The organism is Streptomyces sp. WAC 01529 (assembly GCF_003945545.1).
Classification (GTDB): domain Bacteria; phylum Actinomycetota; class Actinomycetes; order Streptomycetales; family Streptomycetaceae; genus Streptomyces; species Streptomyces anatolicus.
The window spans coordinates 6,181,060-6,204,498 of sequence record NZ_CP029617.1 but is presented as its reverse complement, the minus strand read 5'-3'; the positions used below and the strand labels follow the sequence as shown (position 1 = coordinate 6,204,498).

The 23,439-nt window shown below is 71.9% G+C and carries 22 protein-coding genes; 8 read left to right on the top strand and 14 right to left on the bottom strand.

Annotated elements, in window-relative coordinates; translation table 11 throughout:
• Nucleotides 1-129: 129 nt before the first annotated feature.
• Nucleotides 130-954: a recombination regulator RecX gene (recX, locus tag DMA15_RS27795; protein WP_125515471.1), complete on the bottom strand. Its 825-nt coding sequence runs from the start codon at nucleotides 952-954 to the stop codon at nucleotides 130-132.
• Between the two features lie 3 nt (nucleotides 955-957).
• Nucleotides 958-2,088 (bottom strand): recombinase RecA, encoded by a 1,131-nt coding sequence (recA, locus tag DMA15_RS27790; RefSeq protein WP_125515470.1) that lies wholly within the window; start codon nucleotides 2,086-2,088, stop codon nucleotides 958-960.
• Nucleotides 2,089-2,490: 402 nt separating this feature from the next.
• Between recA and DMA15_RS27785 the strand changes: the two genes are divergently transcribed.
• The 4 genes from DMA15_RS27785 to DMA15_RS27770 all read left to right on the top strand — a co-directional run bounded on the left by DMA15_RS27785 (nucleotide 2,491) and on the right by DMA15_RS27770 (nucleotide 6,257).
• Entirely contained in the window at nucleotides 2,491-2,769 is a 279-nt protein-coding gene (locus DMA15_RS27785) for a polyprenyl synthetase (RefSeq protein ID WP_125518036.1), read from the top strand.
• Complete coding sequence (locus DMA15_RS27780; protein ID WP_125515469.1) at nucleotides 2,759-3,814, top strand: polyprenyl synthetase family protein; 1,056 nt, start codon at nucleotides 2,759-2,761, stop codon at nucleotides 3,812-3,814. Before DMA15_RS27785 ends, DMA15_RS27780 begins: the two co-directional genes overlap by 11 nt.
• A 97-nt stretch (nucleotides 3,815-3,911) precedes the next feature.
• Nucleotides 3,912-5,075 (top strand): oxygenase MpaB family protein, encoded by a 1,164-nt coding sequence (locus DMA15_RS27775; protein ID WP_125515468.1) that lies wholly within the window; start codon nucleotides 3,912-3,914, stop codon nucleotides 5,073-5,075.
• A 42-nt stretch (nucleotides 5,076-5,117) separates the two neighbouring features.
• Nucleotides 5,118-6,257: a winged helix DNA-binding domain-containing protein gene (locus DMA15_RS27770; protein ID WP_125515467.1), complete on the top strand. Its 1,140-nt coding sequence runs from the start codon at nucleotides 5,118-5,120 to the stop codon at nucleotides 6,255-6,257.
• 38 nt (nucleotides 6,258-6,295) lie between these two features.
• Here the strand turns inward: DMA15_RS27770 and DMA15_RS27765 are convergent, their stop codons facing one another.
• Both DMA15_RS27765 and DMA15_RS27760 read right to left on the bottom strand, forming a co-directional pair.
• Nucleotides 6,296-7,462: an AI-2E family transporter gene (locus DMA15_RS27765; protein ID WP_125518035.1), complete on the bottom strand. Its 1,167-nt coding sequence runs from the start codon at nucleotides 7,460-7,462 to the stop codon at nucleotides 6,296-6,298.
• Between the two features lie 279 nt (nucleotides 7,463-7,741).
• Nucleotides 7,742-7,936 (bottom strand): DUF3046 domain-containing protein, encoded by a 195-nt coding sequence (locus DMA15_RS27760; protein ID WP_030778522.1) that lies wholly within the window; start codon nucleotides 7,934-7,936, stop codon nucleotides 7,742-7,744.
• 79 nt (nucleotides 7,937-8,015) lie between these two features.
• On the opposite strand from DMA15_RS27760, the gene DMA15_RS27755 reads away from it, so the two are divergent.
• Nucleotides 8,016-8,975, top strand: coding sequence for a hypothetical protein (locus DMA15_RS27755; protein ID WP_125515466.1), 960 nt, complete (start codon nucleotides 8,016-8,018; stop codon nucleotides 8,973-8,975).
• A gap of 11 nt (nucleotides 8,976-8,986) precedes the next feature.
• Here DMA15_RS27755 and DMA15_RS27750 read toward each other — a convergent pair whose 3' ends face one another.
• The 3 genes from DMA15_RS27750 to DMA15_RS27740 all read right to left on the bottom strand — a co-directional run bounded on the left by DMA15_RS27750 (nucleotide 8,987) and on the right by DMA15_RS27740 (nucleotide 11,052).
• Nucleotides 8,987-9,295, bottom strand: a complete 309-nt coding sequence (locus DMA15_RS27750; protein WP_125515465.1) for an AzlD domain-containing protein — start codon at nucleotides 9,293-9,295, stop codon at nucleotides 8,987-8,989.
• Nucleotides 9,292-10,050, bottom strand: a complete 759-nt coding sequence (locus tag DMA15_RS27745) for an AzlC family ABC transporter permease (protein ID WP_240660268.1) — start codon at nucleotides 10,048-10,050, stop codon at nucleotides 9,292-9,294. Before DMA15_RS27745 ends, DMA15_RS27750 begins: the two co-directional genes overlap by 4 nt.
• Nucleotides 10,051-10,200: 150 nt before the next feature.
• Complete coding sequence (locus DMA15_RS27740; protein WP_125515463.1) at nucleotides 10,201-11,052, bottom strand: AraC family transcriptional regulator; 852 nt, start codon at nucleotides 11,050-11,052, stop codon at nucleotides 10,201-10,203.
• A 79-nt stretch (nucleotides 11,053-11,131) separates the two neighbouring features.
• Here DMA15_RS27740 and DMA15_RS27735 point away from each other — a divergent pair, with 79 nt between their 5' ends.
• The 3 genes from DMA15_RS27735 to DMA15_RS27725 all read left to right on the top strand — a co-directional run bounded on the left by DMA15_RS27735 (nucleotide 11,132) and on the right by DMA15_RS27725 (nucleotide 17,710).
• Nucleotides 11,132-15,826: a DEAD/DEAH box helicase gene (locus DMA15_RS27735; RefSeq protein WP_125515462.1), complete on the top strand. Its 4,695-nt coding sequence runs from the start codon at nucleotides 11,132-11,134 to the stop codon at nucleotides 15,824-15,826.
• Between the two features lie 193 nt (nucleotides 15,827-16,019).
• A complete protein-coding gene (locus tag DMA15_RS27730) occupies nucleotides 16,020-16,820 on the top strand; it encodes a DNA-formamidopyrimidine glycosylase family protein (protein ID WP_125515461.1) in 801 nt (266 codons plus the stop codon).
• Nucleotides 16,821-16,894: 74 nt separating this feature from the next.
• Nucleotides 16,895-17,710 (top strand): SDR family NAD(P)-dependent oxidoreductase, encoded by an 816-nt coding sequence (locus tag DMA15_RS27725; RefSeq protein WP_125515460.1) that lies wholly within the window; start codon nucleotides 16,895-16,897, stop codon nucleotides 17,708-17,710.
• Here the strand turns inward: DMA15_RS27725 and DMA15_RS37635 are convergent.
• From DMA15_RS37635 to DMA15_RS27690, 7 genes are all read right to left on the bottom strand, one after another.
• A complete protein-coding gene (locus DMA15_RS37635; RefSeq protein ID WP_125518034.1) occupies nucleotides 17,658-17,942 on the bottom strand; it encodes a hypothetical protein in 285 nt (94 codons plus the stop codon). The two genes, DMA15_RS27725 and DMA15_RS37635, sit on opposite strands and share 53 nt — an antisense overlap.
• Before the next feature lie 253 nt (nucleotides 17,943-18,195).
• Nucleotides 18,196-18,666 carry a DNA starvation/stationary phase protection protein gene (locus DMA15_RS27715; protein ID WP_125518033.1) on the bottom strand — a complete coding sequence of 157 codons (471 nt, stop codon included), beginning with the start codon at nucleotides 18,664-18,666 and terminating at the stop codon, nucleotides 18,196-18,198.
• A gap of 248 nt (nucleotides 18,667-18,914) precedes the next feature.
• Nucleotides 18,915-19,289, bottom strand: a complete 375-nt coding sequence (locus DMA15_RS27710) for a helix-turn-helix transcriptional regulator (RefSeq protein ID WP_055529762.1) — start codon at nucleotides 19,287-19,289, stop codon at nucleotides 18,915-18,917.
• A gap of 109 nt (nucleotides 19,290-19,398) precedes the next feature.
• Entirely contained in the window at nucleotides 19,399-19,992 is a 594-nt protein-coding gene (locus tag DMA15_RS27705) for a CinA family protein (protein WP_240659954.1), read from the bottom strand.
• Nucleotides 19,989-20,690 (bottom strand): CDP-diacylglycerol--glycerol-3-phosphate 3-phosphatidyltransferase, encoded by a 702-nt coding sequence (gene pgsA / locus DMA15_RS27700; RefSeq protein ID WP_125515459.1) that lies wholly within the window; start codon nucleotides 20,688-20,690, stop codon nucleotides 19,989-19,991. The genes DMA15_RS27705 and pgsA overlap by 4 nt, the downstream gene beginning before the upstream one ends.
• Nucleotides 20,687-22,177, bottom strand: a complete 1,491-nt coding sequence (gene rimO, locus DMA15_RS27695) for a 30S ribosomal protein S12 methylthiotransferase RimO (protein ID WP_125515458.1) — start codon at nucleotides 22,175-22,177, stop codon at nucleotides 20,687-20,689. Before rimO ends, pgsA begins: the two co-directional genes overlap by 4 nt.
• Before the next feature lie 158 nt (nucleotides 22,178-22,335).
• The gene (locus DMA15_RS27690; RefSeq protein WP_125518031.1) at nucleotides 22,336-23,253 is read right to left on the bottom strand and encodes a helix-turn-helix domain-containing protein; all 918 of its coding nucleotides are present in this window, start codon (nucleotides 23,251-23,253) and stop codon (nucleotides 22,336-22,338) included.
• Nucleotides 23,254-23,439 lie beyond the last annotated feature (186 nt).

The following is a 23,439-nucleotide window of genomic DNA, read 5'->3' as shown; positions in this document are numbered from 1 at the left end:
TGTGCACACATGCCTGTGCACTGCGGTGGTCCGGCGTCTCCGCAGGGGGGTTAACCCCACCCCGCGGAGCGCGAGTTGGGGTACGTGGACCGTTCTGGATGCCGCCCCACCCCCGTGGGAGCGGCCCGCTCAGAACGCCTCGTACCCCAAGTCCTCCGTGTCCTCGCCCTCTTCCGCGAGGGCCTGCCGGACCACGCTGAGCGCCATGCCTTCCCCGTAACCCTTGCGGGCGAGCATGCCCGCGAGGCGGCGCACCCGCTTGTCGCGATCGAGGCCGCGCGTGGAGCGGAGCTTGCGGGCGACGAGCTCGCGCGCGGTCGCCTCCTCCTGCTCCGGGTCGAGCTGCCCCACCGCTTCGTCGATCAGCGTGGACTCCACGCCCTTGGTGCGCAGCTCCCGGGCGAGCGCGCGCCGGGCCAGGCCCCGCCCGTGGTGCCGGGACTCCACCCAGGCGTCCGCGAAGGCGCCGTCATTGATCAGCCCGACCTCTTCGAAGCGGGAGAGGACTTCTTCCGCCACGTCATCGGGGATCTCCCGCTTGCGCAGCGCGTCGGCGAGCTGCTTGCGCGTGCGCGCCGTACCGGTGAGCAGGCGCAGACAGATCGCCCGCGCCCGCTCAGCCGGATCCCCCGTCGGCGGCTCCCCCTTCTCGGCCCTCGACGAGGAAGGGGGGCCGCTGTCCTGGTGGTCGCCGAAACCGCCGCGCCGCCGTCGGCGGCCGCGGCTCCGGCCGGTGCCGTCCTCGCGGGAGGCGTCACCGTCCCGCGAGCCGGTCCCGTCGCCCTCCCAGGAGCTACGGCCGCCCTCCCAGGAGTCGCGTCCGTCCTCCCGGAAGCCACTGCCGTCGTCCTGGTGGGCGCCGCTCTGATCCACACCGCCCCCGTGGCCCCGCCCCGCGGCGCCGGGGCGGCTTTCGGGGGCGGTGTGGTCCGCCCAGTCGGTTCGTCGCGTCACGGACTAGCTCTTGGCCGCCGCGGCCTTGGACTTGGTGGCCTTGGCGGCAGCCGGTGCGGGCACCACCTTGGCGGCGTCCTCGGCCGGAGCGGCCGCGCCCGCCGCGTCCGTGCTCGGCTCGGCGGCCGGAGCCTCGGCCTTCACGCCGACGCCCAGCTTCTCCTTGATCTTCCTCTCGATCTCGTTGGCGAGGTCGGGGTTGTCCTTCAGGAAGTTGCGGGCGTTCTCCTTGCCCTGGCCGAGCTGGTCGCCCTCGTACGTGTACCAGGCGCCGGCCTTGCGGACGAAGCCGTTCTCCACGCCCATGTCGATCAGGCCGCCCTCACGGCTGATGCCCTGGCCGTAGAGGATGTCGAACTCGGCCTGCTTGAAGGGGGGCGCGACCTTGTTCTTGACGACCTTGACGCGCGTGCGGTTGCCGACCGCGTCGGTGCCGTCCTTCAGGGTCTCGATACGGCGGATGTCGAGCCGCACCGAGGCGTAGAACTTCAGCGCCCGGCCACCGGTCGTGGTCTCCGGGGAGCCGAACATCACGCCGATCTTCTCGCGGAGCTGGTTGATGAAGATCGCGGTGGTCTTGGACTGGTTGAGCGCGCTGGTGATCTTCCGGAGCGCCTGGCTCATCAGGCGGGCCTGGAGACCCACGTGCGAGTCGCCCATCTCGCCCTCGATCTCCGCGCGCGGCACCAGGGCGGCGACGGAGTCGATGACGATGAGGTCGAGGGCGCCGGAGCGGACCAGCATGTCGACGATCTCGAGAGCCTGCTCGCCGTTGTCCGGCTGGGACAGGATGAGGTTGTCGATGTCGACGCCGAGCTTCTTCGCGTACTCGGGGTCGAGGGCGTGCTCGGCGTCGATGAAGGCCACCGCGCCGCCTGCCCGCTGGGCGTTGGCCACGGCGTGCAGCGTGAGGGTCGTCTTACCGGAGGACTCCGGTCCGTACACCTCCACCACACGGCCGCGGGGGATGCCGCCGACGCCGAGCGCGACGTCGAGCGCGGTCGACCCGGTGGGGATGACCTCGATGGGCTCGTTCGGACGCTCGCCCATGCGCATCACTGCGCCCTTGCCGAATTGCCGTTCAATCTGTGCGAGCGCGGCGTCGAGCGCCTTCTCGCGGTCGGTTCCTGCCATGGGTTCCACCCGATTTGCTTGAGTCGATCGCTTCACGTCAAAGACGCTAACGCCTGCCACTGACAATCCGCCCCGACGCCCGTCCAGCCTGTGGATAACTCGAGGCCATCCCTCACTGAAATCCTCCGGAGCGCGGCGGGGATCCCCCCTCGCACCCCCGGAAAATCACCGCCGGACACCCCATAAGAATAGATGTTCGATTTCAGTGTCAAGCGCGGCACGCCGCACCCGCCACAGCCGTCGCACCCGCCGTCCACCCCGGCCCGCCACAGCGATCCGTACGCTCGAACGAGGTGATCACTCGATAGTGACTTCCTCCGCTTCCGTGCCCGGGATGTCGTGATGCTGGGACGAACGGCGTGCGACCGGCGCCGTCCGGTGGTGCTGGCGTGGGGTGGCGTGATGCGGGAGACAGCGGGACGACGCGGCGGCCTGGACGAGCAGGCGGTCCTGGTGGCGGCGGGGCTGGCCGATCTGGCGGTGAGCATGGCGGGTACGGCCCTGGGGGCGGTGCGGGGCCTGCTGCGCCGCGCGGACACCGCGGAACTGGCGGCGGAGGCCCAGGATGATCTGATGGCACGCGGGCGATTGGCGCTGGACCGGTACGCGGCCGCGCCTCCGGCACATCTGGAGATCCTCGCCCGGCACGCCCTGGCTCGGCGGGCCGCCGATGAGCACTGACCGGTGGGAGCCGGCCGCGTTCAAGACCCGCGTCGACGAGGTGCTGCGCCCGTTCGTGGCCCAGGAGGCCGAGCGGTTCACGGCGATCGACCCGGCCCTGGGACCGGTGGCCGAACAACTGGAGGCCGCGGTCACGGACGGCAAGCGGCTGCGGGCGGCGTTCTGCTACTGGGGCTGGCGTGCGGCGGGGCAGCCGGACAGCGACGCTCTGATGCGGGCGGCGGCCTCCATGGAGCTGGTGCACGCCGCCGCGGTCGTGCACGACGACCTCATCGACGACAGCGCGTTACGGCACGGCCGGCCCACCGCGCACATCGCGTTGCGCGGTGCGGTGCGCCATCGCCCGTGCGCCGTGGACGCCGCCAGGTCGCTGGCGATGCTGGTGGGGGATCTGCTGATGGGGCTGGCCGGACAGCTGTTCGCCACCAGCGGTCTGCCCGCCGCGTATCTGGCCCGGGCCCGCCCGTTGTGGTCGGCGCTGGCCCGTGAGCTGATCGCGGGCGAGTGCCTGGAGATCCTGGGTACCGGAGCGGAGCCGGACGTCACGGCGTCACTGAAGGTGATCCGGTACAAGACCGCCAAGTACACCGTCGAGCAGCCCCTGCTGATCGGCGGCGCCCTGGCCGGGGCCGGCGGGCGGCTGCGCGAGGGTTACTCCGCCTACGGGCTGCCCCTGGGCGAGGCGTTCCAGCTGAGGGACGATCTGCTGGGCCTCTTCGGAGACCCGGAACGCACCGGCAAGGACAACGCCGACGACGTACGCGGCCACCGGCCCACGGCCCTGCTGGCAGAGACCTGGCGGCTGGCCGGTGACGACGAGCGGGAGCAGCTCCGCGCCCTCCTGGGCCGACACGACCTGGACGACAACGGCCTGCACGCGGTGCGCGAAGTGATGCGCCGCCTGAAGACACCCGACCGCGTCGAGGACATGATCGCCCTGCGCGTCGAGGAAGCCCTCGACACCCTCCATGAGCTGGATATACCCGCGCATGCCGCCACCGCCCTGACCGCGCTGGCGCACTCTGCGGCGGCCCGCCTGTCCTGACCCTCGCGCCCCGGGCGGCACAAGCGTGCACCCTCTTCGGCCGGACCCTCCCCCGCCTGTCGTGCGCCACCCGGCGTGGATGACAAGGAGCTTTGCCATGACCTACACCGAGGCCTCGATGGACGCCCTGCGACGGAGCGGTGACGAACTCGCCGACGCCACCGTCGCCACCCTCTTCGAACGCGGGGAGGTGGGCAAGTTCAACACCCTGATGCGCTACGTCTCCACAGCGGGCGCTCCACTGCCGGACGGATTGCCCGATGTCGCCCGGGAGTACCTCCAGGCCACGAGTGTCCCGCCGGCCTGGGTCGACTGGGGGGAGATGGAGAAGGCTCGGCTGTTCTTCATCGACAACAACGTGCACGTCTCCACCGCGCTGTCCTTCGCCTCCATGCCCGCCTGCTACGTAGTCCCGCACGTGGCGAAGCTCCTGTCGACGACCCATGGGCTGAAGTACCCCTCCAAACGGATGGCCGAGACCGGACAGTTCACCGTCTACCTGATGCAGCCCGACGCCTTCGAGGCCGGCAGCCGCTTCATCCCCGCCGCCCAGAAGGTCCGCCTCCTGCACGCCTCCATCCGCCACCACCTCGAACGCGAGAACCAGTGGGACACCGCCGCGCTCGGCACGCCGATCTGTCAGGAGGACATGATCGGCGGGCAGATGTTCTTCTCCCTGCTCGTGCTGGACAGCCTGCACCGCCTCGGCATCCACATGTCGACGGAAGGCGCGGAGGCCTACTACTACGCCTGGCGCGTGGTCGGCGCCATGCTCGGCATCGACCAGGACGCCGTCCCCAAGACGCTCGACGAGGCCCGCGAGTTCCTCGACCTGTACATGATCCGGCACATGGGGCCTTCCGAAGAGGGAACGCACCTCACCCGGCAACTCATCGACCTCTACGAAGAGGTCGTGCCCGGCACCTTCTTCGACCCGATCATCTCCGCCCTCATCCGCCACCTGGTCGGCGACACGTGCGCCGACTGGCTCCAGGTGCCCCGCACCCCCTGGGACACCGTCGTCAAGGCCGTCCCCCACCTCCTGGGCGTCCTGGAGACCATCGAGGACCGCTCACCCCTCGGCGCCTGGGCCCTGGACCGCCTCGGCCACCTCACCGCCGTCTTCGAGCTGTCGTCCCTCACGCGCGGACGCGTGATGCACTACGCCATCCCCGAGCAGCTCAAGAAGGAGTACGGCATCTCGAACACAGTGCCCCCGACCCATCGATGGACTCCGCCCGCCGCCACCGTTTCCAGCTGATCCCCCTGCTCGAAGTGCGAAGGGCGAGGCACAATCCCCGCTGTGATGATCACCGCGGGAGAACTCAACCGGGCCACCCTCAGCCGCCAGATGCTGCTGGAGCGTGAACCGCTGACCGTCCAGGACGGGATACGACGCGTGGTCGCGCTCCAGGCGCAGCACCCGGCCTCGCCGTACCTCGCCCTCTGGAACCGGCTCACAGGCTTCGCTCCGGCCGACCTCGACGCCGCCTTCGCGGGGCGCTCGGTGGTCAAGGCGACTTTGATGCGGATCACCCTGCACGCCGTACACGCCGACGACTACCAGGACTTCCGCGGGGCGATGCAGCCGACCCTGTACGGCTCCCGGCTCGGTTCCCGCTTCGCCGCCGCGGGCCTGACGCCCGCGGACGCCGAGGAGCTGGTTCCGGAGCTGCTGGCCTACGCCGCCCGCCCAAGAACCTCGGCCGAGATGCAGGCGTGGGCCGAGGAGCGGCTCGGTGCCGAGAAGGCGGACGGGGCGTGGTGGGGCCTGAAGGCGTACGCACCCCTCCAGCACGCCCCGACCGACGCGCCCTGGTCGTTCGGCGTACGGCCGTCCTTCGTGGCGGCAGAGGCCGGTCCGCCGCCCGTGGGGCGGACGGTGGAGCCTGAGGCGCTGCGGGCCCTGATCCTGCGCTATCTGGCGGGGTTCGGCCCCGCCTCCGTGGCGGACGTGGCTCAGTTCTCCATGGTGCGGCGGGCTCCCGTACGCGCGGCGCTGCACGCCCTGGACGGCGCTGTCGAGACTCTCCGGGGGCCGGACGGCAGCACGCTGTACGACCTCCCTGGCGCCCCGCGGCCGGACGCGGACGCCCCGGCCCCGCCCCGGCTCATGGCGATGTGGGACAGCGTGCTGCTGGCCTACGCCGACCGCGGACGGGTGATACCCCCGGCCTACCGTCCCCTGGTGATCCGGAACAACGGCGACGTGCTGCCCACCCTCCTGGTGGACGGCCACGTCGCCGGGGTGTGGCGGCAGGTGGACGGCCGCGTCGAGGCCACGGCCTTCCACCCCCTGTCGCCCGAGACCTGGGACGGACTCGCGGCGGAGGCCCGCTCCCTGGCCGCGCTCCTCGCCGGCCGCGATACGAAGGTCTACAGCCGCCACCACTACTGGTGGGCCAAGCTCCCCCAGGCGGAGGTGCGGTCGCTGCCGCTGTGAGCGCGGTTCCGTCCTGTGCCCTGGGGGCGTCCTGCGCGCTACAGACGCCCGTCGGGCTTCGGCCGTGTCTCGGCCTCCGCGGCCGCGTCGGGGTTGTTCGGCCCTCGCAGAGCGCGCCGCACGCGCGCGAGGAGGGTCGGTCCGACCCGGCGCCGGTGCCCGTGCACCCGGGGGTCGTCCGTGACGTCGTACCTCTTCACGTACGCCCCCAGGAAGGCCTGAAGGGTCGCGATGGCAGGGATGGCGATGAGCGCCCCGACGGCCCCGAGCAGCGCCGTCCCGGCGATGACCGAGCCGAAGGCGACCGCGGGGTGGATGTCGACGCTCTTGGCGGTGAGCTTGGGCTGCAGCACGTAGTTCTCGAACTGCTGGTAGATCACGACGAAGATCAGCACCCAGAGCGCGTACCAGGGATCGACCGTGAAGGCGATCAGCATCGGCAGGGCGCCCGCCAGGTACGTGCCGATGGTGGGGATGAACTGGGAGACCAGGCCCACCCACACCGCGAGCACGGGCGCGTAGGGGACGTCGAGCGTCTGGAGCAGGATGTAGTGGGCGACCCCGGAGATCAGCGCCATCAGGCCGCGCGAGTAGAGGTAGCCACCGGTCTTGTTGACAGCGATCTCCCAGGCGCGCAGCACCTCGGCCTGCTTGGCGGGCGGCAGCACCGAGCACAGCGCGCGCCGCAGCCGCGGCCCGTCGGCCGCGAAGTAGAACGAGAACAGCAGGATCGTCAGGAGCTGGAAGAGGCCGCCGAGGACCTGCGCGGAGACGTCCAGGACGCCACTGGCGCTGTTCTGCACGTACTTCTGCAGCCAGTCGGAATGGACCAGGCTGTCCTGCACCTCGACGCGGGAGAGGTCCGTGTGGAACGTCTGGTTGATCCAGCTGATGACCTTGTCGAGGTAGTCGGGGAAGTCCTCGACCATGTCGACGATCTGGCCCGCCAGCATCGACCCCATCATCGTGACGAAGCCCGCGCTCGCGATCACGACGCCCATGAAGACGAGGAACGTGGCGAAGCCCCTGCGCAGCCCGCGCGCCGCCATCCAGCTCACCGCCGGCTCGACGGCGAGCGCCAGGAAGAACGCGATCAGGACGTTGATCAACAGTCCGGTCAGCTGATGGAAGGCCCAACTGCCCAGCTGGAAGCAGGCGATGAGCGCGAGGGCGAGCACCATGGCACGCGGCAGCCAGCGCGGCATGCGGGCGCCACGTCCTGCCTCGGCCCCGGCGGGGGGCTGCGCGGGCGGCGTCGTGCCGAGTGGAGCGTTGTCCTGGGTGACCTGCGCGGTCTCGTCTGTGGATGCCACGGGCCCAGTCTCACCCACGCCGCCGACAATAAGCCGCCGCCCCCGCATCTTGGGACGGCCTGCTCACAATCTTGGGACGGCCTGTGCGTACGGAACCCCCACGGCCTACCCGTGCGTGCACCACTGCTCACGCGCGCGTGGCGCCCTCCGACGGCGGCGAGCCTTCCGTAGTCAGCGCTTTTCGGCCGGTACGTCCATGGCCGTGCAGACCGCGCGCCAGACGTCCTTGGCCTCCCAGCCCGCGTCCAGTGCCTCGTGGACCGTACGGCCGCCCAGTTCCGCCATCACGTGATCGCGCGCGAAGGAGTCGGCGTACCCCGCTCCGAAGTGAGCCGCCATCCGCTGCCAGAAGACCGTCAACCGCATGCCTTCAGTATCGCGCCCCTGAGAGTGCAGCCCCGCACAGGGGGCTTGTCGAGAACGCTTTCCGCCCTACGGTCGAAGCATGGCCGAAACCGGAGCATCCCCCGACCCAGTGCCCTCCCCCGATGGCGCGTCCTCCCCGGTCGCCCGCGCCGAGCACTTCGTCTGGCTCACCGCGCGCGTACTCGAGCAGCGACGGTTCGCGTACCACTTCCTCGATGAGAGCCGTCGGGCGGCGGACGCGGTGGAGACCGCCCTCGCCGCCTACGACACCCCTGACGGCGGGTACGGCTACGCGCTCGAACCCGATCTGCGCGGCCCCGTGAGCCAGCCGCTGCACACCGGGCACGCGCTGCGGGTCCTGGACGCGATCCGGCGCTGCGGCGGGCAGCGGGTGGAGCGCGTGTGCCGCTATCTGACGTCGGTGTCGACGCCCGAGGGCGCCCTCCCCGCGATCCATCCCAGCCAGCGCGGCTACCCTTCGGCGCCTTTCGTGCCGGTCGTGGACGACCCGCCCGGCGAGCTGCTCGCCACCGGGCCGGTGGTGGGTCTGCTGCACCGCAACGAGGTGTGGCACGCCTGGCTGTTCCGGGCCACCGACTTCTGCTGGGCCGCCGTCGAATCGCTCGAGAAGTCCCATCCGTACGAGATCCAGGCGGCCGTCGCCTTCCTGGACGGCGTACCCGACCGCTCGCGCGCGCGGGCCACGGCCGACCGTCTCGGCCGCCTCGTGCGCGAGCAGCGCCTCGCGGCCCTGGACCCGGACGATCTGGACGCGTATCCGGTGTCGCCGGGGTACGCGCCGGGCGAGCACCATTTCGCGCACGACTTCGCCAAGGCCCCCGATTCGCTCGCGCGCGAGTGGTTCACCGATGCCGAGATGGAACGCTCGCTGGACTTCTTGGCGGCAGAACAGCAGGAGGACGGCGGCTGGCCCGTCCGGTGGCGGCAGTGGGCGCCGGGCACGGCCCTGGAGTCGCGTCCGATCGTGACCATTGAGGCGCTGCGCACGCTACGGGCGTACGGGCGGCCCATCGGCTGACGGCCTTTCCGTCAGCCTGTCAGCGCCCGCAGCCCGGCCGTGACGATCACTGCCGTGCCGATGACGACGAGGAACGGGGCGCGCAGGAGCAGCGCCAGGGCGGCCGCGGCGAGCCCTGCCGCCCTGGCGTCCAGGAGGAGCACCCGGCCTTCGGCGAAGGTCTGCTGGGCGGTGAGAGCCGCCAGCAGGGCCACGGGGACCAGGGCCGCCACCCGCTTGACGAGTGGCCTTTCCAAGGCGCCCGCGGGCACCAGGAGGCCGACGAGTTTGACGACGTAACAGCCGACGACGGTCACGCCGATCGCGATCCAGATGCTCACGGGTCCTCCCTCCGCGGGACGTCAGGTTCCTCTGGGCCCTCTTCGTGCATGTCGCCACCCTCTTCGTGCATGTCACGGCCCTCTTCGTGCATGTCATGGCCCTCTTCGTGCTTGCGCCCCGCCCGGAGTTTTCGGCCCTCTACGGAGAGGACGATCGGCACCGCGAGAGCGGACACCAGAACCGGCGCTCCGGTCGGCAGGAAGGGCAGCAGTCCGAGCCCCAGAACGACCGCGACGGCGGCGACGGAGCGGTCCGCCGCCGTACGCAGCATGGGCGCGAGCAGCGCCAGGAAGACAGCGGGCCCCGCCGCGTCCAGACCCCACACGTCGGTGTCGCCGATCGCCTCCGCCCCCAGCGCGCCCAGCAGCGTGGTGGCGTTCCACAGGACGTAGAGGCTCAGTCCGGTGACCGTGAAGCCGATGCGGGCGGCTCGCCGCGTGGGCTGCGCCAGGGAGACGGCCGCGGTCTCGTCGATGACCCAGTGCGCGGCGAGCGGCCGCACCGCGCGCGGGAGGGCGAGCAGCTGCGACAGACGCAGCCCGTAGAAGGCGTTGCGCACGCCGAGGAAGAAGGCGCCCGCGGCGGCGGTGAAGGGGTTGCCGCCACCCGCGAGCGCCCCGACAAGGGCGAACTGCGAGGCTCCGGTGAAGACCAGCAGGCTGAGCAGACAGCTCTGGAGCACGGTGAGGCCGCTGCCCGCCGAGGTCACTCCGAAGGCGAAGCCGGAGAGTCCGACGGCGACCCCGACGCCCAGGGCGTCGCGGACGACGGTCGCGTCGCGCTTGCTCGGGGCCCGCCCGTCCCGCGCGTGCGCTCCCCCTGCTCCGCCGTCGCCGCCCCTGCTCCCCTCGTTGGTTCCGTCGTCCGTGCCCGTGGGCGTCACCTGTTCTCCACGCCCTGGACCCTACGAGCGCTGCCGCCACCGGTCTTGTACGTTCTTGCGCTCGCGCTGATACGCCCCTGGAGGCACGCCCACGATCCGGGTGAAGTGCCGGCTGAGGTGCGGCTGGTCGGTGAAGCCCACGGCGGTGGCGGCGTCGGCGGGCGTTGTTCCCGCGTCCAGGAGACGCAGCGCCCGGCGCACGCGCGCGTCGGTGAGCCAGGCGTGCGGCGGCATGCCGTACGCGTCCCGGAAGGCGCGCAGCAAGGCGAAGGGGCTCACTGAGAGGTCGGCCGCGAGCCGCGACAAGCTCGGCGGATCCGCGAGGCGCTCTTCGAGGACGGCACGCGCGCGTGCCGCGGTACCGGCACCGGCGGTGCGCACGGCACGTTGCGGCAACCGTCCTCCGTTCAGCCGCAGCAACCGCGTCACCGCCACCCTCAGCAGGGTGTCGGCGGCGAGCGCGTTGCCCTCTTCCGCCGCGCGCAGCACCCGGTGGACGAGGGCGACGGCGTGCGGATCGTCGAGCACCGGGCGGACGAACCCGGGGGCACCCCGCAACGCGGTGGTCTCCGCGGCGATACCGGCGACCACCTCCGGCGCCGGGTAGACGGCACCGTACCGCCAGCCCTCCGGTACACCGGCCCGGCCCGTGTGCGGGGTGTCGGGGTTGACCAGGGCGAGGGTGCCCGGCCCCGCGTGCTGGTCGGCGCCGCCGTGGCGGAAGACGTCGACCCCCTCGGCGATCCCCGCGATCACGAAATGCTCGTGGGTGTGCCGCACGAACGTCTTGTGGATGTAGCGCGCCCGCAGCAGGTCGACGCCGGGCAGCGCCGCGTACCGCCAGTGCCGGGCCTGCTCCGCCGAACCTGCCATGCCTCCATTCTGCGACGTGCGCGCGACACCGTTTCCGCAGGTCGACGCCGATGTCAGTGGCGGGGTGCACGATGGGGTCATGGTCAGCTCCGCGTCCAGTGCCCACGGCGCCCTCGACGAGTTCTCCCCCGCGACCCGCGGCTGGTTCACGGGGGCTTTCTCCGCGCCCACCTCCGCCCAGGCCGGGGCGTGGCGCGCGATCGCCGAGGGTTCCGACGTGCTCGTCGTCGCGCCCACGGGCTCCGGCAAGACCCTGGCCGCGTTCCTGGCCGCCCTCGACCAGCTGGCCTCGTCCCCGCCGCCCGCGGACCCGAGGAAGCGCTGCCGGGTGCTGTACGTGTCCCCGCTGAAGGCCCTCGCGGTCGACGTGGAGCGCAATCTGCGCAGCCCCCTGACCGGCATCCGGCAGGAGGCCGTGCGCCTCGGCATGCCCGAGCCGGAGGTGCGCGTCGGCATCCGTTCGGGCGACACCCCGCCCGCCGAGCGGCGCGCCCTGGCCACCCGTCCGCCGGACATCCTGATCACCACCCCCGAGTCGCTCTTCCTGATGCTCACCTCCGCCACGAGGGACGCGCTCACGGGCATCGAGACGGTGATCCTCGACGAGGTGCACGCCGTGGCGGGCACCAAGCGCGGCGCCCATCTCGCGCTGTCCCTGGAGCGCCTCGACGAGCTGCTGCCGAAGCCCGCGCGCCGCATCGGCCTCTCGGCGACGGTCCGGCCGGTGGACGAGGTCGCGCGCTATCTCTCCCCCAAGCGCAAGGTGGAGATCGTCCAGCCCCCCTCCGACAAGGTGTTCGACCTTTCGGTGGTCGTCCCGGTCGAGGATCTCGGAGAGCTGGGCGGCTCCCCGGTCGCCGACTCCGGAGACGGCACGGGCGCGGCAGCCGAGCGTCCGTCGATCTGGCCGCACGTGGAGGAGCGCATCACCGACCTCGTCCAGGCGCACCGCTCGACGATCGTCTTCGCCAACTCCCGCCGCCTCGCCGAGCGCCTGTGCAACCGCCTCAACGAGATCGCGTACGAACGAGCGACGGGCGAGGCCCTCCCCGAGGACCACTCCCCGGCGGAGCTGATGGCCGAGTCCGGTGCCGCCAAGGGCGCCCCGCCGCTGCTGGCCCGCGCCCACCACGGCTCGGTCTCCAAGGAGCAGCGCGCCCAGGTCGAGGAGGACCTGAAGGCGGGCAGGCTGCCGGCCGTGGTCGCCACCTCCAGCCTGGAGCTGGGCATCGACATGGGCGCGGTCGACCTGGTCGTCCAGGTCGAGTCGCCGCCGTCCGTCGCCTCCGGGCTCCAGCGCGTGGGCCGTGCGGGCCACCAGGTGGGCGCGGTCTCCACCGGAGTCGTCTTCCCCAAGTACCGCGGGGACCTCGTCCAGGCGGCCGTCGTCACAGAGCGGATGCGGACCGGCTCCATCGAGTCACTGCGCGTCCCCGCCAATCCCCTGGACGTGCTGGCGCAGCAGCTGGTGGCGATGGTCGCCCTCGACACCTGGCAGGTCGACGACCTCCTCACGGTGGTGCGCCGGGCCGCCTCCTTCGCCTCGCTCCCGGAGTCCGCGTTCACGGCCGTCCTGGACATGCTCGCCGGGCGCTATCCCTCCGACGCCTTCGCGGAGCTGCGCCCCCGCGTGGTCTGGGACCGCGTCGCGGGCACGGTCACCGGGCGGCCCGGCGCGCAGCGCCTCGCGGTCACCTCCGGGGGCACGATCCCCGACCGCGGCCTCTTCGGGGTCTTCCTCGCGGGCGCGGACCCGAAGAAGGGCGGCGGCCGCGTCGGAGAGCTCGACGAGGAGATGGTGTACGAATCGCGGATCGGCGACGTCTTCACGCTCGGCACGAGTTCCTGGCGCATCGAGGACATCACCCGCGACCGCGTGCTGGTCTCCCCCGCCCCCGGTGTCCCGGGCCGCCTGCCCTTCTGGAAGGGCGACCAGCTGGGCCGCCCGCTGGAGCTGGGCCGCGCGCTCGGCGCCTTCCTCAGGGAGGTCGGCGCGCTCTCGCGGGAGGACGCGCGCGTGCGGCTGCTCGCCGCGGGCCTCGACTCCTGGGCCGCCGACAACGTCCTGTCGTACCTCGCGGAGCAGCGCGAGGCGTGCGGGCACATCCCGGACGACCGCACGATCGTGGTCGAGCGGTTCCGCGACGAGCTGGGCGACTGGCGGGTCGTCGTGCACTCCCCCTTCGGAGCGCAGGTGCACGCCCCGTGGGCCCTCGCCCTCGGCGCCCGCCTGACCGAGCGGTACGGCATGGACGCGCAGGTCATGCACGCGGACGACGGCATCGTGCTGCGCCTGCCGGACGCCGACCTGATGGGCCTGGACCTGCTCGACCAGGCTTCCACCGACCCCACCGATCCCACCGGGCCCGCCGTGGAGTACGACGCGGAGAAGGCCCCCATCGGCGCGGGTGACGTCGCCTTCGACAAGGGCGAGGTCAATCAGATCGTCACCGACCAGGTGGGCGGCTCGGCCCTTTTCGCCTCCCGCTTCCGGGAGTGCGCCGCCCGCGCCCTGCTTCTGCCGCGCCGCAGTCCCGGCAAGCGCACCCCCCTGTGGCAGCAGCGCCAGCGCGCCGCGCAGCTGCTCGAAGTGGCGAGCGAGTTCGGTTCGTTCCCGATCGTCCTGGAGGCCGTGAGGGAATGCCTCCAGGACGTCTTCGACGTACCGGGCCTCACGGAACTGATGGGTGACATCGAGTCCCGCAGCGTCCGTCTCGTCGAGGTCACCACCCCCGAGCCCTCGCCCTTCGCCCGCTCCCTCCTGTTCGGGTACGTGGCCCAGTTCCTGTACGAGGGCGACTCGCCCCTTGCCGAGCGGCGCGCGGCAGCGCTGTCCCTGGACTCCCATCTGCTCGCGGAGCTGCTCGGCCAGGCGGAGCTGCGCGAACTGCTCGACGCGGACGTCCTCACGGAGCTGGAGCAGGAGCTCCAGTGGCGCACGGAGGACCGCCGGATCAAGGACTCCGAAGGCGTCGCCGATCTGCTGCGGCTCCTCGGGCCGCTCACGGGGGACGAGTTGGCCGAGCGCGGCGCCGAGCCCGAGTGGGCCGCGGAGTTGGCCTCCGCCCGCCGGGCCATCCGGGTCCGGATCGCCGGGGCCGATCACTGGGCGGCGATCGAGGACGCGGGCCGTCTGCGCGATGCCCTCGGCACCGCCCTGCCCGTGGGTGTCCCCGAGGCCTTCACCGAGCCGGTCAAGGACCCCCTCGGCGACCTCCTCGCCCGCTTCGCGCGCACCCACGGCCCGTTCACCACCGCCACCGCCGCCGCCCGCTTCGGCCTCGGAGCGGCGGTCACGGAGGGCGCGCTGCAACGCCTCGCGGCGAACGGCCGCGTCGTACAAGGAGAGTTCCATCCCGCGGGAATCGGCCAGGAGTGGTGCGACGCGGCGGTCCTGCGCCGCCTGCGCCGCCGCTCCCTGGCGGCGCTGCGGCACGAGCTGGAGCCGGTTCCGCCGTCGGCGCTCGCCCAGTTCCTGCCCCAGTGGCAGCACTTGAGCGGCCACGGCCTGCGTGGCGTCGACGGCCTGGCGCGCGCCGTCGAGCAGTTGCAGGGGGCGACCGTCCCGGCGTCCGCGCTCGAGAAGCTCGTACTGCCGTCGCGCGTCGCCGGTTACAACCCCGCCATGCTCGACGAACTGACCGCGGCCGGTGAGGTCGTCTGGGCCGGCGCGGGATCCCTGCCCGGAAAGGACGGCTGGGTCTCCCTCTACCTCGCGGACACAGCCCCCCTCCTCCTGCCACCCCCGCACCCCCTGGAGCTGACCGCCCTGCACCAGTCCGTCCTGGACACCCTCTCCGGGGGCTACGGCCTCTTCTTCCGCCAGATCGCCGACCAGGTCCGCGCCACCACCCACCCCGAGGCCTCCGATCCCCAACTGGCCGACGCCATCTGGGACCTGGCGTGGTCGGGGCGGCTCACGAACGACACGCTCGCCCCGATGCGTGCGCTCCTCGGCTCCGGCCGCACCGCGGGCGCCACGGCTCACCGAGCCAAGCGGGGCATCCCGCGCGGGCGCTACGGCACGCTGACCGCCGCCGCCCGGACCGCCTCCCGCACCGGCCCCCCGACGGTCGCGGGCCGCTGGTCACTGCTCCCGCCCCGCGAGCCCGACCCGACACTGCGGGCCCACGCCCTGGCCCGCACCCTGCTGGACCGGCACGGCGTGGTCACCCGTGGCGCGGTGGCCGCCGAAGGTGTGGAGGGCGGCTTCTCGGCGACGTACCGCGTCCTGTCGGTCTTCGAGGACAGCGGGCAGGCCCGGCGGGGTTACGTCGTGGAAGGGCTCGGCGCGGCCCAGTTCGCGATGGACGGCGCCGTGGACCGCCTGCGTGCCACGGCGAACTCCCGGGAGCGCACGGACACTTCCCGCCCCTCCGAAGCCCAGGCCGCCGTCGTCCTCGCCGCCGCCGACCCCGCCAACGCGTACGGCGCCGCGCTGCCCTGGCCCGAGCCGCCGACCGGCGCGAGCCACAAGCCGGGCCGCAAGGCGGGCTCCCTCGTCGTCCTGGTCGACGGCGAACTGACGCTGTACATGGAGCGCGGCGGCAAGACCCTCCTGGCCTGGCCCGCCGCCCCCGAGGAGCCGATCACCGAAGACCCCCGGTTGCACGCGGCCGCCGAGGCCCTGGCCACAGCCGCCCGAGCGGGCTCCCTGGGCACGGTCACGGTGGAGCGCGTCAACGGCTTCGCCGCGCTGACCTCACCCTTCGCCCCTCTCCTGGAAGGAGCGGGCTTCCACGCCACGCCCCGGGGCCTGCGCCTGCGCGCGTAACGGCGTCCACCGCCACCGGAGGGCGGGCCCGCCTGCCCTCCCTATGCCGCTCGCCCCGGTCCCCCCGCCCCGCCACATACTCAACCCCGAACCCCGAACCCCGAACCCCGACCCTCCACTCCCAACCCCGACCCCCCACTCCCAACCCCACCGCCTAACCCCAATCCCCCCACCCCCATGCCACCCTGGACCCATGCCCGAAGGAGATACCGTCCACCAGGCAGCCCGGCGGCTGCACAGCGCGCTCGCCGGGCGGGTCCTCACGCGGTCGGACCTCCGCGTCCCCAAGCTCGCGACGGTCGACCTCACCGGGCGCACCGTCCTGGACGTGACCCCCCGCGGCAAACACCTGCTCACCCGCATCGAGGGCGGGCTGACCCTCCACTCCCACCTCCGCATGGACGGCTCCTGGCGGATCTACGCCCCCGACGAGCCCTGGCGCGGCGGCCCGGGCCACCAGATCCGGGCCATCCTCGGCACCGCCGACCGCACCGCCGTCGGCTACCGCCTGCCCGTCCTCGAACTGCTCCGCACCTCCGACGAGGCCAAAGCCGTCGGCCACCTGGGCCCCGACCTCCTCGGCCCCGACTGGGACCCCGAGCGCGCCCTGGCCAACCTCGTCGCGGCGCCCGAGCGCCCCCTCGGCGAAGCCCTCCTGGACCAGCGCAATCTCGCGGGCATCGGCAACGTCTTCAAGAGCGAGCTCTGCTTTCTCCTGGGCGTCACCCCCTGGCTCCCGGTAGGGGAACTCCCCGGGGAGGCGGCCGCCCGCCTCCCCGCCCTCGCGAAGAAGCTCCTGGAAGCCAACCGCGACCAGCCCTCCCGCACCACCACCGGCCGCCCCCGCCCCGGCCAGCGCCTCTACGTCTACGGCCGCGCGTCCCGCCCCTGCCTGCGCTGCGGCACCTCGGTCCGCGTCGGGGAACAGGGCGACGGATCCCGCAGCCGGCCCACCTACTGGTGCCCCACCTGCCAGCGGGGCCCCACCAGCTGACGCCCCGCACCGCCACTGGCCGCCCCCGCGCAACCAGTTGACGCACCGTCAGGTTCAGTCGTACCGTCCCCGTCATGGCCGTCAAGGCGTACGACCTCACCGGACGCACCGCGTTCGTCACCGGCGCCGCCAGCGGAATCGGCCGCGCGACGGCCCTGCTCCTGGCCGAGGCGGGCGCCACCGTCCACTGCGCCGACCGCGACGCCCAGGGACTCCACGAGACCGCGTCGCTCATCAAGGCGGCCGGCGGCGACGCGCACACCCACCGGCTGGACGTCGCCAACAGAGAACAGGTCGACCAGGCCGTCACGACCGCCGCGGCCACCACACCCACCGCAACCACCCCACCCCACGGCAGGCTCGACATCATGGCGGCGATCGCCGGAATCATGCACAGCAGTCCGGTCCTGGAGACCCGCGACGAAGACCTCGACCGCGTCCTGGACATCAACTTCAAGGGCGTCCTGTACGCCTGCCAGGCGGCGGCCCGCGCCATGATCGCGGCGGGCGGCGGCAGCATCGTCACCATGGCCTCGGGGGCGGTGGACACCGGCGGCCCCGGGCTCCTCTGCTACGGCGCGTCGAAGGCCGCCGTAGTGCAACTCACCAAGACCCTCGCCACGGAGGTCGGACCGCACGGCATCCGGGTCAACGCCGTGGCCCCTGGCTGGATCCGCACCCCCATGACGGACCGCCACGAAATGACGGACGGCCACGTAACAAAGCCCCGCGGCCACACCGAGGAAGTCATGGCCCGCATGTCCCCCCTGGGCCGCGTAGGCGAACCGGACGACATCGCGCACGCCGTACTGCACTTGGCATCCGACGCCTCGCCCTTCACGACGGGTCAGATCCTCCGCCCGAACGGCGGAGTCGCCATGCCTTGGTGATCCACGCCCGCCACGCCCCACCACCCCGCGCCTTCGATGCCCCCGGTGCTCTCGATGCCCTGGACGCCCCCACAGCCCGGGCCTGAGGCACGCAGTGCACGGGAAGCAGGCTCAGCCCCCACCCCCCGGCCGCGACGGCCCCTTCCAGGGCCCCCGCATCGGGCGCGAAGGCGAGCCTCAGCACGCCCCACCACCACAGAGCGCCGATCGCGAAGGCGGGCACCCACCGCATCGCCCGCCGCGCCACGGCTATCCCGCTCACGGCTGTCCCGGCTATCACGGCTGTCACCTCCCGCCGACGCGAGATCGACGCTAAACGCCCAGGTTCACCCCACGGGAGGGCGCACCACCAGCATCGGAAGCGCCGGGCGGCGCCACGGCGCGCACGCGCCGCCCGCGACCACCGAAAGCGCCCTCACCGGAAGCCACCTCACCGGCCGACTCCGGGCCGGTCGCGGCCGACCCCGGGCCGGTCACAGCCAGTCTCAGCCGTTCTCCGCCTGGAACATCCAGTGGTGCTTCTCGAGGTCGGCCGTGATCCCGATGAAGATGTCCTGGCTGACCGGGTCGGCCTCACCGGTCGCGTCGATCCGCTCACGGAAGCGCGTGATCACCGCGCCGAGCGCGTCCACCAGCACCCCGATCGCGTCCGAGTCCTTGATCCAGCCCTCGGAGACCTTGCCGATGCCGGTGCTCTGCGCCACGGTCGCCGCGCGCCCGTCGGGCGAGACACCGAGCGTCGAGGCGCGCTCCGCCACCGTGTCGGAGTGCTGCCTGGCGGTGTCCACGACCTCGTCGAGCTGCAGATGTACGGAGCGGAAGCGCGGGCCGATCACGTTCCAGTGGACCTGCTTGGCCACCAGCGACAGGTCGACCAGGTCCACCAGCGCGCCCTGCAGCGCCTCCGAGACCGTCTTCTGGTCCGCGTCGGACAGCGGGCTCTTGGCGACGTACATCTGTCTCCTCCAACTCATAGACGAACGAGAGAAACCCTCATCAACCATGGCATAAGTACGCCAATATGGCTGATTAAGAGGACTTCTATCCCCATCCGGAGCTTCTACACAGGACGTCCGCCCCTTCTCGAAAAGCAAAAGGTCCCGACCCACTACCCGGTCGGGACCTTCACACGCACACACACTCAGCCGAGCGACGGTGCGGTCACGAGCGACAGCACCGTCACACCGAGCGGCTCGCCACGGCGCTACGCCGCGACGACATCCACCGCCTCGGCCGGAGCCTTGATCGTCACCCGTTCCGGTGGCACACCGGCCACGGAGACGGAATTGAGCATCGGGCGAACCGGCGCACGCACCGGTTCCGTGACCGCTGCAGACTCAGCCAGCTCGGCGAGCGACAGCTCGTCGCTCACTTCACGCATCAGCTCGGACATCCGTACGTCAAGCGCGTCGCAGATCGCGGAAAGCAGCTCGGAGGAAGCCTCCTTCTGCCCCCGCTCCACCTCGGAGAGATAGCCGAGCGAGACTCGGGCGGACGAGGAGACTTCGCGCAGAGTACGGCCCTGGCGCTGGCGCTGCCGACGCAGCACGTCACCCAGCAGGCGACGGAGCAGAATCATCGGTGGCTCCCTCCTCGGACCGCGTAGCCGCATCCTTCACGCCCCACCGTACCGCCTTGCGCGGCGGCCGTGCGGGGAGCGATGTCGTGTTCACTCAGGGCTGCAAACATCAATTCCCCCCGTTCTGTTCCGTATCCTGTGCCCGCCCGTTCCCGGCAGGTTCGCCCGACAGCTGCTTGAGCAGCAACGTCAGCACGCTCCGTACACTCTCCATACGGATTTCCGAGCGGTCTCCGTTCAACCGCAGCGCGGCGACTCTCCCCTCGGCTTTCTCCTCGGCTCCGCCATCGGCGTAACCGCGCATGTGGTCCAGACCGGGTCCCGCGACCGCCACGAAGACGGTCCCGACGGGCTTGCCGTCCTGGGCGTCGGGCCCCGCGACACCGGTGGTCGCGATCCCCCAGTCGGCGCCGAGCGCCTTGCGCACGCCCACCGCCATCTGCCGCGCCACCTCGGCGTCGACCGCCCCGCGCTCCTCCAGCAGGGTGCCGTCGACTCCGAGCACGTCCCGCTTCAGGTCGGTGGCGTACGCCGTCACGGATCCCCGGAAGACCACGGAAGCCCCCGGCGCCGCCGTGATCTCCGCGGCCACCAGGCCCCCCGTCAGCGACTCGGCGACGGCGAGCGTCTCGCCGCGCGCGGCGAGGAGCCGCAACAGCCTGCTCGCCGACACCGCAACGGCCGACAGTCCGGGGGATGTCACTTCGCGGCCTCCCGGGCGGACTCCGACGCCGCCTCACGTTCCTCGGCCCTGCCCTGCCTGCGCAGCACAATGGCCTGCTTCACATAGTCGAGGCCGGTCACCACCGTCAGGACGACGGCGACCGCCATCATCCAGAACCGCAGCGTCGCGAGCGGCCCCGTCAGGGCCAGAACGTACATGCCGACCGCCGTGCCCTGCGCGAGCGTCTTCATCTTGCCGCCGCGACTGGCCGGAATGACGCCATAGCGGATCACCCAGAACCGCAGCAGCGTGATGCCCAGCTCACGCCCGAGAATCACACCGGTCACCCACCAGGGCAAGTCGCCGAGCCAGGAGAGACAGATCAGCGCCGCACCCATGATCGCCTTGTCGGCGATGGGGTCGGCGATCTTCCCGAAGTCCGTGACCAGGTTGTATGTGCGTGCCAGATGCCCGTCGAAGAGGTCGGTGATCATGGCGACGGCGAAGGCCGCCCAGGCGAACGACCGCCAGGCCGGGTCATACCCGCCGTTGCCGAGCAGCAGCATCACGAAGCCCGGCACGAGCAGCAGCCGGATCATGGTGAGCAGGTTGGCGACGTTCCACAGGCTGGCCTGATTGACGGCCGCAGCACCCAGCTTCCCGCCACGCACCGGCTTGGCGCCCGGGGCGCCTTGCGTGCCGGAACCGCCTGACGCGGATGCCGGGACTCCGGTCATCTGCCGGCCTCCTCGAGACACTCAGCCACCAAGTCCACGCCCTCCGTGCCGACGACCTTTGCCACGACCATACGGCCGACTCGCAGGCCGTCCCCACCCGTGGCGCCCTCGGCACCCGTCAGACGGATCTGGCCGTCCGTCTCCGGGGCCTGGTGCGCGGCCCGGCCGAGCGGACCCTCTTCCTCGTCGAGGGACTCCACGAGGACCTCGACGGTCTCCCCGAGCCGCTCCTCCGCACGCTGCGAGGTCAGGTCCTCGGCGAGCCGCGCGATGTGCGCGAGCCGCTCGTCGACGGTGTCCTGCGGCAGCTTCTGGTCGTACGTCGCCGCTTCGGTGCCCTCCTCGTCGGAGTATCCGAAGACGCCGATGGCGTCCAGTCGCGCGCCGGTCAGGAACCGCTCGAGCTCCGCGAGGTCGCCCTCGGTCTCGCCGGGGAAGCCGACGATGAAGTTGGACCGGACACCGGCCTGCGGCGCCTTGGCCCGAATGGTCTCGAGCAGTTCCAGGAAGCGGTCGGTGTCGCCGAAGCGCCGCATCGCGCGCAGCACGCCGGGCGCGGAGTGCTGGAAGGACAGGTCGAAGTAGGGGGCGACCTTCTCCGTCGACGTGAGTACGTCGATGAGTCCGGGCCGCATCTCGGCGGGCTGCAGATAGCTGACCCGCACCCGCTCGATGCCGTCGACGGCGGCCAGCTCGGGAAGGAGCGTCTCCAGGAGCCGGATGTCGCCGAGGTCCTTGCCGTAGGAGGTGTTGTTCTCGGATACGAGCATGACCTCCTTGACGCCCTGCTCGGCGAGCCAGCGGGTCTCACCGAGCACGTCGGAGGGACGGCGCGAGATGAAGGAGCCGCGGAAGGACGGGATGGCGCAGAACGTGCAGCGCCGGTCGCAGCCGGAGGCCAGCTTCACGGAGGCGACGGGGTTGCTGCCCAGGCGGCGGCGGAGCGGGGCACGCGGGCCCGAGGCGGGCGCGACGCCCTCGGGCAGGTCCTCGGGGGCCTCCTGGGGCTCCACGGGCGCGTGCCCGGGCAGGGCGACTCCGGCCCCCGCGCCCTGCCGCTCCGCGGGGCTGATCGGCAGGAGCTTGCGCCGGTCACGCGGGGTGTGCGCCTCGACGCTGCCGCCGCTCAGGATGGTCTGGAGCCGGCTGGAGATGTCGGAGTAGTCGTCGAACCCGAGCACGCCGTCGGCCTCGGGCAGCGCCTCGGCGAGTTCCTTGCCGTACCGCTCGGCCATGCAGCCGACCGCGACGACGGCCTGGGTCTTGCCGTGACCCTTCAGGTCATTGGCTTCGAGCAGGGCGTCGACGGAGTCCTTCTTGGCGGCTTCGACGAAGCCGCAGGTGTTGACGACGGCGACGTCCGCGTCCTCGGCGTCCTCGACGAGCTGCCAGCCATCCGCCTCCAAGCGGCCTGCGAGCTCCTCCGAGTCCACCTCGTTACGGGCGCAGCCAAGAGTGACAAGGGCGACGGTGCGGCGTTCGGGCATGGTCTCAAGACTACTTCGTCCTCGCCTCGGCCCCCGCCGCCAGGGTTACCCGGCGGACGGCCCACGGACCCCGGCGCGTCACCCGGACGTCACCGCGATCCGTGCCGCTTCGCTGGTCAGCGGCGTGAAGAGGCCCGGAAGGGCCCGGACCGGACCGGTCAGCCGACTTCCGGGTCACCCTTCGTGTACGTGAGGCGCTCCACCTGGCCGGGCTCGAATTCGTTCTCGACCGGCTTGCCGTTCACGAACAGGTTGATCGCGCCCGCGTCGCCGAGGACCAGTTCGATCTTCTGCTTGTCCTGGAACGTCTTGGCCTGGCCCTGCTCCAGCACGCCGTCGAAGAGGGTGCGGCCGTTGTGGTCCTTGGCGGAGATCCAGCTGCGGCCGTCCGCGGCGTCGACCTTGACCGTGACCTTGTCGCGCGGCACGCCGGCGATGGCGCTGTCGGACGGGTCGGGCTTGGGGTCGGCGGGCCGGTTGGGCTTCGGCTTCTCCGCGGGCTTGGTGGAGGCGGGCGTGGAGCCCTCGGCGACCGACTTCGACCCGTCGCTCTCGTCGCCGCCGTTGAACGCGGTGAAGCCGACGAAGCCGATCACCGCGACGATCGCGGCGACCATGGCGGCGGTCCAGTTCGGCCGGCGCGGGTCGGAGCGGATGCGCTCGGCCTCGAAGAGGGGCGCCGCCGGCGTGGGCGCGGGCGGGCGGCCGCCGTGGCCCTCGTCGTACCGCGCGAGCAGCGGGGCGGGATCGGTCCCGACGGCGCGCGCCAGGGTCCTGATGTGGCCGCGGGCGTACACATCGCCGCCGCACCGGGAGAAGTCATCCTGCTCGATCGCGTGCACGATGGGGATGCGCACCCGAGTGGACGTGCTGATTTCGTCGACGGTCAGGCCGGCGTCGATGCGGGCCTGCCGCAGGACGTGCCCGATCGAGGGCCGGTCGTCGGCCTGGCGGTCGCCTGCCGGGGCTGCGTCCGCCGGGGCTTCGGCTGTCGGGCCTTCGGCTCCCGGGTCGGCGAGTCGGTCGAGGCGGTCGTCCGAAGGTCGGTCGTCTTCAGGGGAGTTGCCGATGGACACGAGGGCGCCTTTCGAGCGTGTAGCCACCTGCCGGAGGTTCAGTTTACGGGGGCGTGGAAAGGGTGGGGCAACCGGACAGACGGACTTTGTACGCCATCGGAATGGCCGGACAACATGGCCGGACGATCTGAGGGCGGGACATCCATCTGTCCCCTCTTTCAACTTGACGTATGCCGATGGGAAACG